Annotated in this window: 15 protein-coding genes and 1 tRNA gene; 8 read left to right on the forward strand and 8 right to left on the reverse strand. The window is 73.8% G+C overall.

The annotated features are described in order from the left end of the window. Positions 1–6: 6 nt before the first annotated feature. From AC1DYZ_RS03230 to AC1DYZ_RS03245, 4 genes are all read right to left on the reverse strand, one after another. Positions 7–255 carry an acyl carrier protein gene (locus AC1DYZ_RS03230; protein WP_055913595.1) on the reverse strand — a complete coding sequence of 83 codons (249 nt, stop codon included), beginning with the start codon at positions 253–255 and terminating at the stop codon, positions 7–9. 88 nt (positions 256–343) lie between these two features. After that, complete coding sequence (locus AC1DYZ_RS03235; RefSeq protein ID WP_477063778.1) at positions 344–1,348, reverse strand: beta-ketoacyl-ACP synthase III; 1,005 nt, start codon at positions 1,346–1,348, stop codon at positions 344–346. Beyond that, positions 1,345–2,322: an ACP S-malonyltransferase gene (locus tag AC1DYZ_RS03240; protein ID WP_477063779.1), complete on the reverse strand. Its 978-nt coding sequence runs from the start codon at positions 2,320–2,322 to the stop codon at positions 1,345–1,347. The genes AC1DYZ_RS03235 and AC1DYZ_RS03240 overlap by 4 nt, the downstream gene beginning before the upstream one ends. Before the next feature lie 88 nt (positions 2,323–2,410). Continuing rightward, positions 2,411–3,712 carry a PucR family transcriptional regulator gene (locus AC1DYZ_RS03245; RefSeq protein WP_477063780.1) on the reverse strand — a complete coding sequence of 434 codons (1,302 nt, stop codon included), beginning with the start codon at positions 3,710–3,712 and terminating at the stop codon, positions 2,411–2,413. Between the two features lie 134 nt (positions 3,713–3,846). On the opposite strand from AC1DYZ_RS03245, the gene AC1DYZ_RS03250 reads away from it, so the two are divergent. Beyond that, positions 3,847–4,533, forward strand: a complete 687-nt coding sequence (locus AC1DYZ_RS03250; protein WP_477063781.1) for a hypothetical protein — start codon at positions 3,847–3,849, stop codon at positions 4,531–4,533. A 72-nt stretch (positions 4,534–4,605) separates the two neighbouring features. Here AC1DYZ_RS03250 and aceE read toward each other — a convergent pair whose 3' ends face one another. After that, positions 4,606–7,350: a pyruvate dehydrogenase (acetyl-transferring), homodimeric type gene (gene aceE / locus AC1DYZ_RS03255; RefSeq protein ID WP_477063782.1), complete on the reverse strand. Its 2,745-nt coding sequence runs from the start codon at positions 7,348–7,350 to the stop codon at positions 4,606–4,608. A 335-nt stretch (positions 7,351–7,685) separates the two neighbouring features. Here aceE and AC1DYZ_RS03260 point away from each other — a divergent pair, with 335 nt between their 5' ends. The 3 genes from AC1DYZ_RS03260 (at position 7,686) to AC1DYZ_RS03270 (ending at position 8,738) form a co-directional block, all read left to right on the forward strand. Beyond that, complete coding sequence (locus AC1DYZ_RS03260; protein ID WP_477063783.1) at positions 7,686–8,108, forward strand: DUF3052 domain-containing protein; 423 nt, start codon at positions 7,686–7,688, stop codon at positions 8,106–8,108. A gap of 29 nt (positions 8,109–8,137) precedes the next feature. Continuing rightward, positions 8,138–8,605, forward strand: coding sequence for a peroxiredoxin (locus AC1DYZ_RS03265; RefSeq protein ID WP_477063784.1), 468 nt, complete (start codon positions 8,138–8,140; stop codon positions 8,603–8,605). A gap of 59 nt (positions 8,606–8,664) precedes the next feature. Continuing rightward, positions 8,665–8,738 (forward strand) — tRNA-Val (locus tag AC1DYZ_RS03270). Here the strand turns inward: AC1DYZ_RS03270 and AC1DYZ_RS03275 are convergent. Further along, positions 8,698–9,540: a phosphatase PAP2 family protein gene (locus tag AC1DYZ_RS03275; protein ID WP_477063873.1), complete on the reverse strand. Its 843-nt coding sequence runs from the start codon at positions 9,538–9,540 to the stop codon at positions 8,698–8,700. The genes AC1DYZ_RS03270 and AC1DYZ_RS03275 overlap by 41 nt on opposite strands. A gap of 93 nt (positions 9,541–9,633) precedes the next feature. On the opposite strand from AC1DYZ_RS03275, the gene AC1DYZ_RS03280 reads away from it, so the two are divergent. From AC1DYZ_RS03280 to AC1DYZ_RS03295, 4 genes are read left to right on the forward strand one after another with little or no spacing between them, the layout of a single operon-like run. Then, complete coding sequence (locus AC1DYZ_RS03280; protein WP_477063785.1) at positions 9,634–10,488, forward strand: MOSC domain-containing protein; 855 nt, start codon at positions 9,634–9,636, stop codon at positions 10,486–10,488. A gap of 22 nt (positions 10,489–10,510) precedes the next feature. Further along, positions 10,511–11,710: a Nif3-like dinuclear metal center hexameric protein gene (locus AC1DYZ_RS03285; protein WP_477063786.1), complete on the forward strand. Its 1,200-nt coding sequence runs from the start codon at positions 10,511–10,513 to the stop codon at positions 11,708–11,710. Next, complete coding sequence (locus tag AC1DYZ_RS03290) at positions 11,707–12,453, forward strand: zinc ribbon domain-containing protein (protein WP_477063787.1); 747 nt, start codon at positions 11,707–11,709, stop codon at positions 12,451–12,453. The genes AC1DYZ_RS03285 and AC1DYZ_RS03290 overlap by 4 nt, the downstream gene beginning before the upstream one ends. A 41-nt stretch (positions 12,454–12,494) precedes the next feature. Then, positions 12,495–13,265 (forward strand): histidine phosphatase family protein, encoded by a 771-nt coding sequence (locus tag AC1DYZ_RS03295; protein ID WP_477063788.1) that lies wholly within the window; start codon positions 12,495–12,497, stop codon positions 13,263–13,265. Here the strand turns inward: AC1DYZ_RS03295 and AC1DYZ_RS03300 are convergent. Both AC1DYZ_RS03300 and AC1DYZ_RS03305 read right to left on the reverse strand, forming a co-directional pair. Continuing rightward, positions 13,262–14,431 (reverse strand): SLC13 family permease, encoded by a 1,170-nt coding sequence (locus tag AC1DYZ_RS03300; RefSeq protein ID WP_477063789.1) that lies wholly within the window; start codon positions 14,429–14,431, stop codon positions 13,262–13,264. The two genes, AC1DYZ_RS03295 and AC1DYZ_RS03300, sit on opposite strands and share 4 nt — an antisense overlap. Continuing rightward, positions 14,432–15,211 (reverse strand): YaaA family protein, encoded by a 780-nt coding sequence (locus AC1DYZ_RS03305; RefSeq protein ID WP_477063790.1) that lies wholly within the window; start codon positions 15,209–15,211, stop codon positions 14,432–14,434. Between the last annotated feature and the right edge of the window lie 36 nt (positions 15,212–15,247).

The following is a 15,247-nucleotide window of genomic DNA, read 5'->3' on the forward strand; positions in this document are numbered from 1 at the left end:
TCAGGCTCAGGCCTGGGCGCCCGTGATGAACGTGACGGCGTCGCCGACCGTGGCGAGGTTCTTGACCTCGTCGTCGGGGATGCGCACGTCGAACTTCTCCTCGGCGAGCGTGACGATCGTCATCATCGACAGCGAGTCGATGTCGAGGTCGTCGGTGAAGGACTTCTCGGGCAGGACGGAGTCCGTGGGCAGGCCGGTCTCCTCGCTGACGATCTCGGCCAGACCGGCCAGGATCTCCTGCTCGCTGTACGCCATGGGGTGTCTCCTCGTGTCGGGTGGTGCTTCGGGGATGAAGCTGTGGGGTCGGACGAACGGTACAACCGTGGCGGTCGAACCTCCGGGTTCAGGGCAGGACGACGACCTGCGCCGCGTAGACCAGGCCGGCGCCGAAGCCGATCTGCAGAGCCAGCGCGCCGCTCGACACCTGGCCCTCGCGCAGCAGCCGCTCGGCGGCCAACGGGATCGACGCGGCGGACGTGTTGCCCGTGTCCGCGATGTCGCGCCCGACGACGACCGAGTCCGGGAGCTTCAGCGTCTTGATCATCTGGTCGATGATCCGCATGTTCGCCTGGTGGGGGATGAACGCCTCGATCTCGTCGGCGGTCACCCCGGCGGCGTCCATGGCCTTCTGCGCGACGGGGGCCATCTGCCAGACCGCCCACTTGTAGACGCTCGGGCCCTCCTGGCGCAGGGTCGGCCAGCCGGCGCCCTCGTCGCGGGTGGCCAACCACGAGTGCGTCTGCCGGATCGCCTGCGACTGGCTGCCGTCCGAGCCCCAGATGGTCGGGCCGATGCCGGGCGTGTCGGACGGGCCGATGACGACCGCGCCGGCGCCGTCGCCGAGCAGGAAGGAGATCGAGCGGTCGGTCGGGTCGACGAACTCGCTCATCTTCTCCGCGCCGATGACGAGCACGTGCCGCGCGGTGCCCGCGCGGACCAGGGCGTCGGCCTGGCCGATGCCGTAGCAGTAGCCGGCGCAGGCGGCCGAGATGTCGAACGCGGCCGCCGGGGTCGCGCCGATGCGGTCCGCGATGATCGCGGCACCGGCCGGTGTCTGGTGGAAGTAGGTGACCGTCGACAGGATGACGACGTCGATGTCCGCGCCGGTCAGGCCCGCGTTCGCGATCGCCTGCAGCGCGGCGGCCTCCGCGAGGTCGAGCACGTCGGTGCCCGCCTCGGCGCGCCGCCGCGTGATGATGCCGGTCCGCTGCCGGATCCACTCGTCCGAGGAGTCGATGGGTCCGACCAGCTCGTCGTTGGGCACGACCCGCTCGCCGCGGACGCCGCCGAGGCCGAGGATGCGGGTGTGCGCCGGCCCGGTGGCCTGCGTGAGGGTGGGACGGGTCACGACGGGTTCTCCTGAGCTGGTGCGGGGGTTCCGGCGTGCCGACGGACGAGATCGCGCGCGGCATCGAGGTCGGCGGGGGTCTTGACGGCGACCGTCTCGACCCCGGGAAGCGTACGCCGGGCCAGCCCGGTGAGCACTCCTGCCGGTGCCACCTCGAGCAGGCCGGTGACCCCGAGCTCGAGCAGCGTGGCCTGGCACAGGTCCCAGCGCACCGGGTTGGCCACCTGCGCGACGATGAGCTCCAGGGCGCGCGCGCCCGAGGCGGTGACGCTGCCGTCCGAGTTGGTGAGCAGCCGCACCTGCGGCTCGCCGGGCGTCACGTCGTCCGCGGCGGCCCGCAGCTCGGCGACGGCAGGCGCCATGTGCTCGGTGTGGAACGCGCCGGCCACCTGCAGGGGGACGACGCGGGCGCGGGTCGGAGGGGCGGCAGCGAACGCGGCGAGGGCGTCGAGCGTGCCCGCCGCGACGACCTGGCCGCCGCCGTTGACGTTCGCGGGGACCAGCCCGTGGGTCGCGAGTGCCGCCAGCACCTCGTCCGGGTCGCCGCCCAGCACCGCGCACATGCCCGTGGGCGTCACGGCCGCCGCGCGGGCCATCGCCGCGCCGCGCACGGTGACCAGGCGCAGCGCCTCGTCGTCGGTGAGCACGCCCGCGATCGCCGCAGCGGCGAGCTCGCCGACGGAGTGCCCCGCCGTGAAGCCGGCCACCCTTTGCGCAGCGACCGCGAGGGAGCCGTCGGCGTCGAGGTCGAGGACGGCCCGCAGGCTCGCCAGGGCCGTGGCCACGAGGAGCGGCTGAGCGACGGCGGTGTCCCGGATGGTCTCGGCGTCGGACGTGGTGCCGTGGGCGACCAGGTCGAGGCCGGTCGTGCGGGACGCCCGCGCGATCGACTCGGAGACGGAAGGCAGCTCGAGCCACGGGGCGAGCATGCCGGGGGACTGGGCGCCCTGACCGGGGCAGACGACTGCGAGCACCCGACCACTCTGCCTGGCCCGCGACGCCGACCCGCCTCACGGCGTGCACCAACCTTCTCCGACGCCCTTGTGCGACTCCTACAAGAGGTCAGCGCGCGCTGACGGTCGGCGCAGCGGCGGCTGCGTCGAGCCGGCCGAGGGCCAGCGCGGTCTGCAGGACGTAGGACTCGCGGGCGTCCAGCGGGTCCCACCCGGTCACGTCCGACACCCGGCGCAGGCGGTACCGCACCGTGTTCGGGTGCACATAGAGCGTCCGGGCCGCGGCCTCGAGCGACCGACCGGTGCCGAGGTATGCCGACAGCGTCTCCAGCAGGGACCCCGGGCTCGCCGCCAGCGGCGCGTACGCCTGCGCGACGAGCGCGGTGCGCGCGGTCACGTCGCCGATCAGCACGCGCTCCGGCAGCAGCTCGTCGGCCTGCACGGGCCGGGGCGCCTGCTCCCAGGCCGGGGCCGCGAGCAGCCCGGACAGGGCAGCGCGGGCGGACCGCGCGGAGTCCGTGAGGTCACCCACCACCGGACCGATCACCACGGGGCCGGGGCCGAACCGGGGCAGCAGGGTGGCCGCCGCCGTGCGGAGGTCGCCCTCGCCGCCGAGGAACACGACGAGGCGGTCGCCCTGGATGCCCACGAGGGCGTCGTCGGCGGCGCGGCGGGTGGCCCGACGCAGCTCGGCCGCCCGGACGTCGTCGAGCGCGGACGTCGTCGTCCCCACCATGACCAGCGTCGATCCCCGTCCGCTCCACCCGAGCGCGGCGATGCGCGAGCGCAGCGCGTCGTCGACGTCGCCCCGCACGAGGGCGTCGACGACGAGCGCCTCGAGCCGGGCGTCCCACGCACCGCGCACCTCGGCGGCGCGGGCGTAGACCTCCGCCGCCGAGAAGGCCACCTCGCGCGAGTAGCGCAGGACGGCCTCGCGGACCTCGCGCTCGTCGCCCGGTGCAGCGAGGCGGTCGCTGTGCGTCTCGACCACGTCGACGACGACCCGGACCAGCTGCAGCGTGTGCTGCAGCGAGATCGACCGGGTCAGCTCCGGGGGAGCGGCGGCGAAGATGTCCCCGACGCCGTGCGGCGGCCGGGTCGGCTCCGCGAACCAGGTGACGAAGGCCGTGATGCCCGCCTGGGCGACCAGGCCCACCCACGACCGGTCCTCGGCCGGGAGCGCGCGGTACCACTCGAGGTCGTCGTCGAGCCGTCGCATCGCCGCCGCCGACAGGAGCCCGGCGCTGTCGCGCACCCGGCGCTGCGTCTCGGGGCCGCCGCGTGCCTCGAGCACGGGCGCCCGTCCGCGCGACGGTGAGGACCGCCGGGCACGTGCCGCCGCCGTCGTGACGTCCGGCTTCTCGGGCGGGGCGGTGAGGGCGGGGTCTGTCCCCTGGGCGGTGCTGGACATGGGGCGAGCATAGGGTCCGGCCTTGTGGGAAGTCGACAAACGAGGGTGGAGCGCGGCCTCGGCGCGGCCGCGCCCGGTGTGTGAGGTATCTCCGGAGCCCGGTGGGCGTCGCCCCTAGCGGATAGGGTCACGTCATGGCACTCCTGCCCCGTCTGCGACAACTCATGCGGCGGCCGACCTCGGCCTCGCGGGTCGGCTCACGCCGCCCGACGAAGGTCGCGCGCCGCGGAGACACCCTCCACGAGGACGCCCTGCGCTCCATGCTCAGCGACGACCCGAACAACGAGCGGGCGTTCGTCGCGCTGGCGGAGATCGTCCGGCGGCGCGCCGCGGAGTCGAGCACGGACGTCGACCCGCTCGCCGGGCCGACCGACGAGGGCGAGAGCCAGCGCGCTGCGGACCTGGCCGTCTGGGCCCTCGGTGAGGAGCTCGCCGGCAACCCGCGGGCCTGGTACCCGCTCATCGAGGTCGCGCGCCTGTCGGTGCACGACGACCACGAGGGCACCGTGCGCCGCCTGACCACGGCCGCGGAGCGCGACCCCTCCGGCAGGGCGCTCGTCGCGGCCCTGGCCGTCCTGCGCGAGGCGGAGCTCCCCGTCGACGCGCTGGGACTCGGCGTGGGCCACTGGCGTCCGCGGGAGCACGACCCCGAGGTCGCCCGCCAGCTGGTCCTCGCGTCCATCGAGGCGGGCCGACCGCTCGAGGCCAAGCAGCACATCGCCGCCCTCGACCTCTACCCGGACCAGAAGGCGGTCGCGGAGCTGAAGAGCGAGCTGGCCCGCGACGTCGCGCACGCGCAGCAGACCATGCCCGGCACCTGACGGGTCGGACACCACGAAGGCCCGGGCTCCTGGAGAGCCCGGGCCTTCGTCGTGCTGCTGCGTGTCAGCCGGTCAGCTGTCGCCGCCGGTGTTGCCGGACGTGCCGGCGGTGACGTCGTACAGCCGGTAGCGCTCGATCGCCTGGGCCGGTGCCTCGGGGGCGACCGCGCCAGAGCGGGCGAGCTGCTGGAGCACGCGGACCGCCGTCGACGGGCCGTCGATCTTGAAGTGCCGACGAGCCGCGGCCCGGGTGTCCGAGAAGCCGAAGCCGTCGGCGCCCAGCGTCGCGTACGTGCCGGGGATCCACGCCCGCACCTGGTCGGCGACGAGGTGGTCGAAGTCCGTCGTCGCGACGAACGGACCCTCGGCGCCCTGCAGCTTCTGCGTGAGGTACGGGACGCGCTCCTCCTCGCCCGGGTGCAGGTACGCCTGCTGGTCGGCGGCGAGCCCGTCGCGACGGAGCTCGTTCCAGCTGGTCACCGACCACACCGCGGCCTGGACGCCCCAGTCCTCGGCCAGGAGCTTCTTGGCCTCGAGCGCCCACGGCACCGCGACGCCCGACGCCAGGATCTGGGCGCGCGGCCCGTCACCCTCGGCCGGGGCGACCAGGTGGATGCCCCGCAGGATGCCCTCGACGTCGACGCCCTCGGGCTCCGCCGGCTGGTGCATGGGCTCGTTGTAGACGGTGAGGTAGTAGATGACGTCGCGGTCACGGTCGTGACCCTCGCCGTACATCCGCTCGATGCCGTCCTTGACGATGTGCCGGATCTCGTACCCGTAGGCCGGGTCGTAGTGCACGACGTGGGACATGGTGCCGGCCAGCAGCGGGGAGTGTCCGTCGGCGTGCTGCAGGCCCTCACCCGTGAGGGTGGTGCGGCCGGCGGTGGCGCCGATGAGGAACCCGCGCGCCATCTGGTCGCCGGCGGCCCAGAACTGGTCGCCGGTCCGCTGGAACCCGAACATCGAGTAGTAGAAGTAGAACGGGATGAGCGGCTCGCCGTGCGTCGCGTACGACGTGCCGACGGCCTGGAACGCCGACGCCGACCCCGCCTCGTTGATGCCCGTGTGCATGATCTGGCCGGACTCGGACTCCTTGTAGGAGAGCATGAGCTCGCGGTCCACGGCCATGTAGTTCTGGCCGTTCGTGTTGAAGATCTTGGCGCTCGGGAAGATCGAGTCGAGACCGAACGTGCGAGCCTCGTCGGGGATGATCGGCACCAGGCGGTGGCCGAACTCCTTGTCCCGCACGAGGTCCTTGAAGAGGCGCACGAGGGCCATCGTCGTGGCCACCTCCTGGTGCCCCGACCCCTTCGCGAGCCCGTCGTAGACCTTGGCGTCCGGCAGCGTCAGCGGCTTGTGCGTCGTCCTGCGCTCCGGCACGAACCCGCCCAGCTGCCGACGGCGCTCGAGCATGTACTGGATGCCCTCGTCCTCGGCGCCCGGGTGGAAGTACGGCGGGACGTACGGGTTCTCGTCGATCTGCTCGTCCGTGATCGGGATGTGCAGCGAGTCCCGCAGCACCTTGAGGTCGTCACCCTTGAGCTTCTTCATCTGGTGCGTGGCGTTGCGCCCGGCGAAGCCGGAGCCCAGGCCGTAGCCCTTGATGGTGTGGGCCAGGATGACCGTCGGCTGCCCCGTGTGCTCGCGGGCGGCCTTGTAGGCGGCGTAGATCTTGCGGTAGTCGTGCCCGCCGCGCTTGAGCGCCCAGATCTCGTCGTCGGTCATCCGCTCGACGAGCTGCTTGGTGCGCGGGTCGCGACCGAAGAAGTTCTCCCGGATGAACGCGCCGTTCTCGGCGCGGTACGTCTGGAAGTCGCCGTCGGGCGTCGTGTTCATCAGGTTGACGAGCGCACGGTCCTTGTCGGCCTGGAGCAGGGCGTCCCACTCGCGGCCCCAGACGACCTTGATGACGTTCCAGCCGGCGCCGCGGAACTGCGCCTCGAGCTCCTGGATGATCTTGCCGTTGCCGCGCACCGGACCGTCGAGGCGCTGGAGGTTGCAGTTGACGACGAAGGTCAGGTTGTCCAGGCCCTGCTGGCCGGCGAGCTGGAGCATGCCACGGGACTCGGGCTCGTCCATCTCACCGTCGCCCAGGAATGCCCAGACGTCCTGCTGGCTGGTGTCCTTGATGCCGCGCAGGTGCAGGTAGCGGTTGGTCCAGGCCTGGTAGATGGCCGACGACGGGCCGAGGCCCATCGACACCGTCGGGAACTCCCACAGGTCCGGCGCGAGGCGCGGGTGCGGGTACGACGGGAGGCCGCCGCCCGGGTGGGACAGCTCCTGGCGGAACCCGTCCAGCTGGTGGGCGCTCAGGCGGCCCTCGAGGAAGGCGCGGGCGTAGACGCCGGGGGAGGCGTGTCCCTGGAAGTAGACCTGGTCCCCGCCGCCGGGGTGGTCCTTGCCGCGGAAGAAGTGGTTGAGGCCCACCTCGGTGAGCGTCGCCACGGACGCGTACGACGAGATGTGCCCGCCGACGCCGATCCCGGGGCGCTGGGCCCGCGTGACCATGACGGCGGCGTTCCAGCGGATCCACGAGCGGTAGCGCCGCTCGAGGGCCTCGTCGCCGGGGAAGTACGGCTCGTCGTCCACCGCGATGGTGTTGACGTACGGCGTGTTGAGCGAGGCCGGGATGGCCACGTTCCGCTGGCGCGCGTGCCGCAGCATGCTCAGCAGCACATAGCGCGCGCGGGGGCCGCCCTTCTCGTCGATGAGTCCGTCGAGGGACTCCACCCACTCGCCGGTCTCGTCCGGATCGATGTCCGGCACCTGGCTGAGCAGGCCGCCGATGAGCGGTCCCGTCTCGTCGATCGAAGCCACCAGCGCTCCTTGCTTCTCGTCAGCGCGCACGAGCCCGGTCGGCGTCGGCGGCGCATCTGGCCCGGCCCGTGCGGGGCACGCCTGGATGGGCGGCTCGCCGGGTGCGGGTGGTCGCCCCATTCTCGGTCCGCGGGGGCCCGAAAGTCACACCGAGTACCAGGAACGTCCACGTGACGTCCACGACAGTGCCGGTGCCGAGCTCTGTCGCGACGCCCGCGACACCTTCGTCCGTGCAGGTCTTGCGTGCGCCCGGCCGGGTGCGGTGGGCTAGCGTGTGCGGCAATGAGCAGGTGTCCCGTCACCGGGACACCGAGAACGAAGGGAGCGGTCCGGACGTGTCATCCACCGCGGACGAAGGCGCGTCGCAGGTGGCCGCCCGCCTGGGCTTCACCTCGGGCCAGGTGGTCCAGGAGTTCGGTTACGACGACGACGTCGACGACGAGCTGCGCAGCAGCCTCGAGGCAGTGACCGGCGCCGAGCTGGTCGACGAGGAGTATGACGACGTCACGGACGGCGCCGTCATCTGGTTCCGCGACGGCGACGGTGACCTCACGGACGCGCTCGTGGACGCGATGACCGTGCTGGACGACGGCGGGCCGATCTGGGTCCTCACGCCCAAGGCCGGCCGCTCCGGTCATGTCTCGCACAGCGACATCGAGGAGGCCGCGACCACATCGGGCCTGCATGCGATGAGCACCTTCTCGATCGCCGCCGACTGGTCCGCCACCCGCCTAGGAGCCCGCGGGCGCGGTCGCTGAGCGACTCGCGGACGATTACAGTCCGCGACATGGCTGACACCCCCCTGCTCGGCGCCCCGGCGCCCGACTTCTCCCTGCCCGACACGCACGGCACCCCGGTCACGCTCAGCGGGCTGCGCGGCGGACCCGTCGTGATCGTCTTCGTGCCGTTCGCGTTCTCGGGGACGTGCACCGGTGAGCTGTGCGAGCTGCGCGACAACATCAGCGAGTTCGAGGCGGCCGGCGTGCACGTGCTCGTCGTGTCGTGCGACCCCGGGCACTCGCTGCGCGCGTGGGCGGCGCAGGAGGGCTTCGGGTTCGACCTGCTGTCCGACTTCTGGCCGCACGGCGAGGTGGCCCGCGCCTACGGCGTGTTCGACGAGGCCAAGGGTTTCGCCGTGCGTGGCAGCTTCCTGGTGGACGCCGAGGGCGTGCTGCGCTGGAGCCTGGTCAACCCTCCCGGTCGCGCCCGGGACTTCGCCGCCTACCGCGAGGCGCTCGAGGACCTCGCCGCCTGACCGGCGCCGCCCGGTAGGCTGTGCGCCCGTCGAGACGCCCGCCTGTCGGGTGTCCGTCGGGGCCTGTAGCTCAGCTGGTCAGAGCGCCGCGCTTACACCGCGGAGGTCGCCGGTTCGAAACCGGCCGGGCCCACCGTGCCGTCAGAGGCCGCCGCGACTCGCGGCGCCGGGACGCGCTCTTCGTGCTCGCGCGGCTCTCCCGACCGGTTGGTGGGGAGTGCCGCGCGGCGCAGGAGCCACACGGCCGGCACGGCGACCGCAACCCATCCGACGACGACGTCGAGGATCCAGTGGTTGCCCGTGAGCACGACGACCGCGGCGGTGCCCAGGGCGTAGCACGCGCCGATCCAGCGCACCGCGGGGGTGCGTGCGGCGACGACCAGGGCGAGCCCGACCCACAGCGACCACCCGGCGTGCATCGACGGGAACGCCGCCAGCTCGTTCGTCGGCACCGAGCCTTCCCCGCCCGCACCCGGCCACCAGCCGACGTCCGCCGTGTGCTGGAGGATGTCGATGTAGCCGGGCAGCAGTCGCGGTGGCGCCGTCGGGAGGGCGAGGTAGCAGACGAGCGCGACGCCGGTGGCGATGACGAGGGCCCTGCGCAGCGGTCGGTAGGCGTCGGGGTGGCGCAGGTAGAGCCAGAGCAGCACCGAGCCCGTCACGACGAGGTGCAGCGACGCGTACCAGAACGACGCGACGACCTCGACGCCCCGGACACCGGCCGCCCAGTGGTCGAGCGCCTGTTCGATGTTGATGTGCAGCGCCCGCTCGAGACCCAGGATCCTGACCGCCGACCCGTTCGCGGCGTCGACGTCGGTGCCGGCCGTGGCTCGCACGACCGTGTAGCAGATCCACAGCAGCACGAGCAGGGCGAGCTCGCGCAGCCCGCGCGCCCCACGACCGATGAACCCTTGCACCCGGACCAAGCCCCTCATTCCTCGTGACCGATGCCCCGAGCACCCAATTCTCGCACGCAGGTGGTGGCGTTCGTACGCCGTTCACCGGTGCGGCGTTGTTAGGGTCCGCCCATGGCCTTAGTCTCCGCCCTCACTGTCTACCCGGTGAAGTCTCTCGCGGGGAGTCCTGTGGACGCCATGACAATCGACAGGTCGGGGCCCCGCGGGGACCGTCGGTGGATGCTCGTCGACCGGTCCGGCGAGACGATCACCGCGCGCAAGCACCCGGTCATGCTCGGCGCTCGGGCCACGCCGGTCGAGGGCGGCGTCCGGCTCACCGCCCGCGACCGCGAGCCGCTCCTCGTTGCCGAGCCGGCCGGACCTGCCGACGTCCCGGTGCGGATGAGCAGGCTGGACACGGCCACGCGCGCGGGTGACGAGGCCGACGCGTGGTGCTCGGACCTGGTCGGTCGCGCCGCGCGGCTGCTGTGGCTCGACGACCCGGCCCGGCGCGGCATGGCCGAGAAGCACGGCGGCACCTTGGACGACCCCATGTCGCTGAACGACAGCGGGCCGCTGCACGTGACCACGACGGCGTCCCTCGCGCGGCTCGACGCGTGGGCGGCCGAGATCCACGACGAGCGCGTGGACCGGGCGCTGACCCGCGGCGAGCCCGCGCCCGCGGCCCGGCAGGCGCTCGACATGCGGCGCTTTCGGCCCAACCTGGTGGTCGACGGGGACCTGGAGGCGTTCGCGGAGGACCGGTGGTCGACCCTGGTCGCCGGCGACGTGGAGCTGCGGTTCGCCGACCTCTGCGGGCGGTGCGTGATGACGACGATCGACCCCGACACGCAGGTCAAGGGCCGTGAGCCGCTCCTGACGCTCGCCCGCCACCGTCGGTGGGACGGCGAGCTGTGGTTCGGCGTCCAGATGGTCCCCGTGCGCACCGGCCGGATCGTGGTCGGCGACCCGGTCGAGGTGCGATGAGCCGCCCGGTAGCGTGCTGGGCGTGAGCGTGCCCCGCCTGGCCGACGTCGTGCACCTCCTCGAGCGGCGCTACCCGCCGTCCACGGCTGAGTCGTGGGACGCGGTGGGACTCGTGACCGGGGACCCGGACCAGCCCGTGCGCCGGGTGCTGTTCGCGGTCGACCCGGTCGCCGCGGTCGTCGACGAGGCGATCGCGTGGGAGGCCGACCTCGTCGTGACCCACCACCCGCTCCTGCTGCGGCCGGTCCACTCGATCGCCGCTACCACCTTCAAGGGCGCGCTGCTGCACCGGCTGGTCCGGTCCGGCGTCGGTCTCTTCACCGCGCACACCAACGCCGACGCCGTGACGGGCGGCGTCGCGGACGCGCTGGCCGACGTGCTCGGGCTCGTCGGCACCGTGCCCCTGGACGCGGCACCCGCCGAGCCGCTGGACAAGCACGTGGTGTTCACCCCGGTCGGGGACGCCGAGCGGCTGGTCGACGCCCTCGCCGCGGCCGGTGCGGGAGCGCTCGGCGAGTACACGCGGTGCGCGTGGACGTCGACCGGCGAGGGCACGTTCACGCCGTCCCCGGCGGCGACGCCCACGATCGGGTCCGCCGGCGAGGCGTCCCGCGTGGTCGAGGCGCGGGTCGAGATGGTGGCGCCGCGCCGGTTGCGGGCGGCGGTCGTGGCCGCGCTGCGGGCAGCCCACCCGTACGAGGAGCCGGCGTTCGACGTGCTCGAGCTGGCGTCGTGGCCGGGGAGCACGGGCATCGKCCGCGTCGGTGCGCTCCCGGAGCCGACGACGCTGTCCGTGTTCGCTGCCGACGTTGCGCGTGCGCTGCCCGCGACCGCCCAGGGGGTGCGGTTCGCCGGCGACCCCGACGGGCGCGTCGAGCGGGTCGCCGTGGTCGGCGGCTCGGGTGACTCGCTGTTCGACGCCGTCCGCGCGTCCGGGGTCGACGCGTACGTGACCGCCGACCTGCGCCACCACCCGGCCTCGGAGCTGCGCGAGCGCGCCGACTTCGAGGGCGTCTCGACGCCGTACCTCGTGGACGTCGCGCACTTCGCCTCGGAGTGGCCGTGGCTCGCGCGCGCCGCCCGGGCGCTCGAGCACGACGTCACCGCCGCGGGGACTACGGTGGTCACTCGCGTCAGCACGCTCCGCACCGACCCGTGGACGGGTCGCGTCGCGAGCCCTGAGACTGCCGCACCACACGCCTCGACCGAAGGACACCCGTGACGACTGCACCCGCAGCGGACCAGCGCCGACTGCTCGACGTCCAGGAGCTCGACACCCGCCTGGACCAGATCGCCCACAAGAAGCGGACGCTGCCCGAGCTCGCGCGACTGATCGAGCTGGACTCGCAGGTCACCGACCTGCACACGGCGCTCGTGACGTCCCAGACGGCGGTGAGCGACCTGCGGCGCGAGCTGGCCAAGGCCGAGGCCGACGTCGAGCAGGTGCGGGTGCGCGCCGCCCGGGACCAGTCGCGTCTCGACTCCGGGCAGGGCAGCCCGAAGGACCTGCAGGCGCTGCAGAGCGAGCTCGGCACCCTCGGGCGTCGCCAGGCGGAGCTCGAGGAGATCGAGCTGGACGTCATGGAGCGGCTCGAGGCCCACGAGACGACGCTCGCCGAGGTGACGACCGCGCACGAGTCGCTCGCCGACAAGCGCGCCGCGGTCGAGTCCGAGCGCGACGCGGCCTACGCGACGCTCGACGCGGACGCCGAGGTCGTGCGGGCCGAGCGCGCGAAGGCCGTCGACGGGCTCGACGCCGGGCTCGTCGCGCTCTACGAGAAGCTGCGCGCCCAGCTGGGCGGCAAGGGTGCGGGAGCGCTGCGCGGTCGCCGGTGCGAGAGCTGCCGGCTCGAGCTCAACCCGCTCGACGTCGAGGCCATTGTCAAGGCACCCGCGGACCAGGTGGCCCGCTGCGAGGAGTGCGGGCGGATCCTCGTCCGGCTCCCCGAGCCCGCCAAGGGCTGACGGGGGTCGCGCACGCGGCGCGGGAGCGCCAGACTGCGATCGTGAGCGACGACGCCGAACCGTTGACCGACTCGCCCGCCCACCCGGCAGGGCCCCCGACGACCTCTCGGGCGCCACGCCCGTCCGGCGCCGGCGTCCGCTTCGACGAGGAGCAGCCGGTCACGGTCGTCCTCGTCCGGCACGGCCAGACGACCATGACCGTCGCGCGCGGCTACTCGGGCTCCGGCGAGCCCGGTCCGCCGCTCGACGACACCGGGCTGCGGCAGGCGCACGACGCCGCCGACCTGGTGGACCGCATCGGCCGCGACCTCTGGGGCGACATCCCGTACCCGAGCGAGGTCGTCGCCTCCCCGATGGTGCGCACGCAGCAGACCAGCGCGGTCATCGCGGAGACGCTGGGCCTGCCCGTCCGGACCGACGCCACCTTCCAGGAGGCGAACTTCGGCGAGTGGCAGGGCCTGACGTCGGAGCAGATCGAGGAGCGCTGGCCCGGGCAGCTGGAGCCGTGGCACACGAAGGCCGACGTGCGGCCGCCCGGGGGTGAGTCGATCGAGGACGTCGGGCGCCGGCTGCAGCGCGGGCTCGAGGCTCTGCTGGCGGAGGGCGTCGACCGCACGGTCGTCGTCGTCAGCCATGCGGTGTCGATCCGCGCGGCGCTCGGCGTCACCATGGGCGCGCAGCCGTCGTCGTGGAGCCAGTTGCGGGTCGCCCCCGCCTCGGTGAGCATCGTGCGGCTGTTCGCGGACCGCCGCGACGAGATCGCCGTGGTCGGGGTGCCGAGCGAGGGTTGGTCGACGACCGGACGGTCCTAGGCGGTCGCGACGAGCGCCGCGGTGGCGGCGACGACCGCGAGCGGCGCGAGCAGCAGCCCCTGGCGCACTATCGTCCCGGCGGGCACGTCGAGCAGCACGGTGCGGCAGCGTTGCCACCACAGGACTGTCGCCAGCGAGCCCCAGGGCGTGATCAGGGGCCCGACGCCCGTGCCGATGAGCAGCGCGGCCACCCGCACCGGGTCCGCGGCCACGGCCGGCTCGAGCGCGAGGTAGGCGGGCAGGTTGTTGATCGCGTTCGACGCGAGCGCGCCGACCGCAGCCACCCCGAGCAGGTCGCCCGCCGCGCTCCMGGTCCCGGCCGCGTGGGCGAGGACCGTCCCCAGGCCGTGCGCGTGGGCGGTCTCGACGACGACGAAGAGCCCGAGGACGACGAGCAGGGTCCGCCAGGGCACGAGGTCGCGCGCGGCCACCGGCAGCTTCTGGTGCCGCAGGAGGGTGGCCGCGAGGAGCGCGACGGCGACGACGACCGCGGTCGGTGCCGTCGGGGCGCCGAGGACGAAGGCGACCGCGAGCACGCCGACGGCGACGGCGCAGACAGCGAGCAGCACGCGGTCGCGGACCGCGCGGGGCGGGTGCACGTCGTAGCCGCCACGCAGCGACCGCCGATCCCGGACGGCGAGCACGGCCACCGTGATCACGACAGCTGCGAGCGCCGGTGCCCACATCAGCCCGAGGTAGCCGACGCCCGCCGCGCGCAGGGTGTGGTCGGCGAGCAGGTTGGTGAGGTTGGAGACGGGGAGCACGAGCGACGCGGTGTTGGCCAGCGCGAGGACGGCCAGCGCGAACGGCAGCGGGGGAGTGTGGGTGCGTCGGGCGAGCGCGATGACGACCGGGGTGAGCAGCACCGCGGTGGTGTCGAGCGACAGGACGGCCGTGCTCACGACCGCCAGCAGCACGACGAGGCCCCACAGCGCCCACCGGTGGCCGCCCGCCACGCGGGACGCGAGGCCGGCGGCGGCGTCGAACAGCCCGGCTCCCGCGCACATCTCGGCGACGACGGTCAGCGCGGCGACGAACACGAGCACGGGCAGCGTCCGCTCCGCCAGCGCGCGGGCGTCGTCGGCGGGCAGCGCGCCCGTGACCACCGCGAGCGCGCTCACGGCCACCGCGACGAGCCACCAGGGCACGTGCCGTCGGCGGCTCACTCAGGCCACGACGAGCGAGAGCGTCCGTGCACCGCGGGCCGGCGGCCCCAGGTCGACGGCCAGCAGCTCGGAGCCGACGAGCTCCTGCGCCACCCGCGCGAGCGACGCCGCGTCGTGCGGTGCCCGGCCGCGGCGGGTCAACAGGTGCCGCGTGAGGACGCCGCGGGTGTGCTTGGCGTTGTGCGAGACGACGGACCGGTGCCCGTCGAGCTCCCGCAGCACCCGGACGGCGACCCAGTCGGCCGACGCCGGTGGGTGCCAGGCGGCGAGGTACGTGGCCGAGCGGCAGTCGACCACGAGCTCGCCCTCGGCCCGGTCGGTGAGCTCGACTCCGAGCGGACCGCGCCACGCCCCGGCCAGCGGGCCGATGCCGGGCAGGTCGGTGCCCATCGACAGCCGGTACGCGGGGATCTGGTCGTCCGGCGCGACGAGGCCCCAGAGGCCGGACACGATCCGGACGCTCTCCGCGGCCCGCGCCCGTGCGGTCGGTGTGAGGCGGTCGAGGCCGGCCGCCGCGTACAGGACGCCCGAGTACACCTTCTTCGCGGGAGCCGTCGGGGCGGTGCGCAGGTCGGAGTTGCGGGCGACCTCGTGGGCGAGGCTGGCCCCGACCCCGAGGACGCGCATGGCGTCCGTCGTCGCGCTGACCTGGATCAACGCGTCGAGCACCTTCTCCCGCACCGGCGTGAGACCGGGTGCGCCGAGCCCGTCGAGGTCGAGCTGGGGGCCGCGGGCGCGCGGCGGCGTCTTGCCCTCGGAGGGCGGCAGGAGCACGAGCACGCCTGAACTGTAGGCTCCGCGCGACGCCCCAGCGCG

Source organism: Cellulomonas sp. P1_C4 (genome assembly GCF_056406355.1).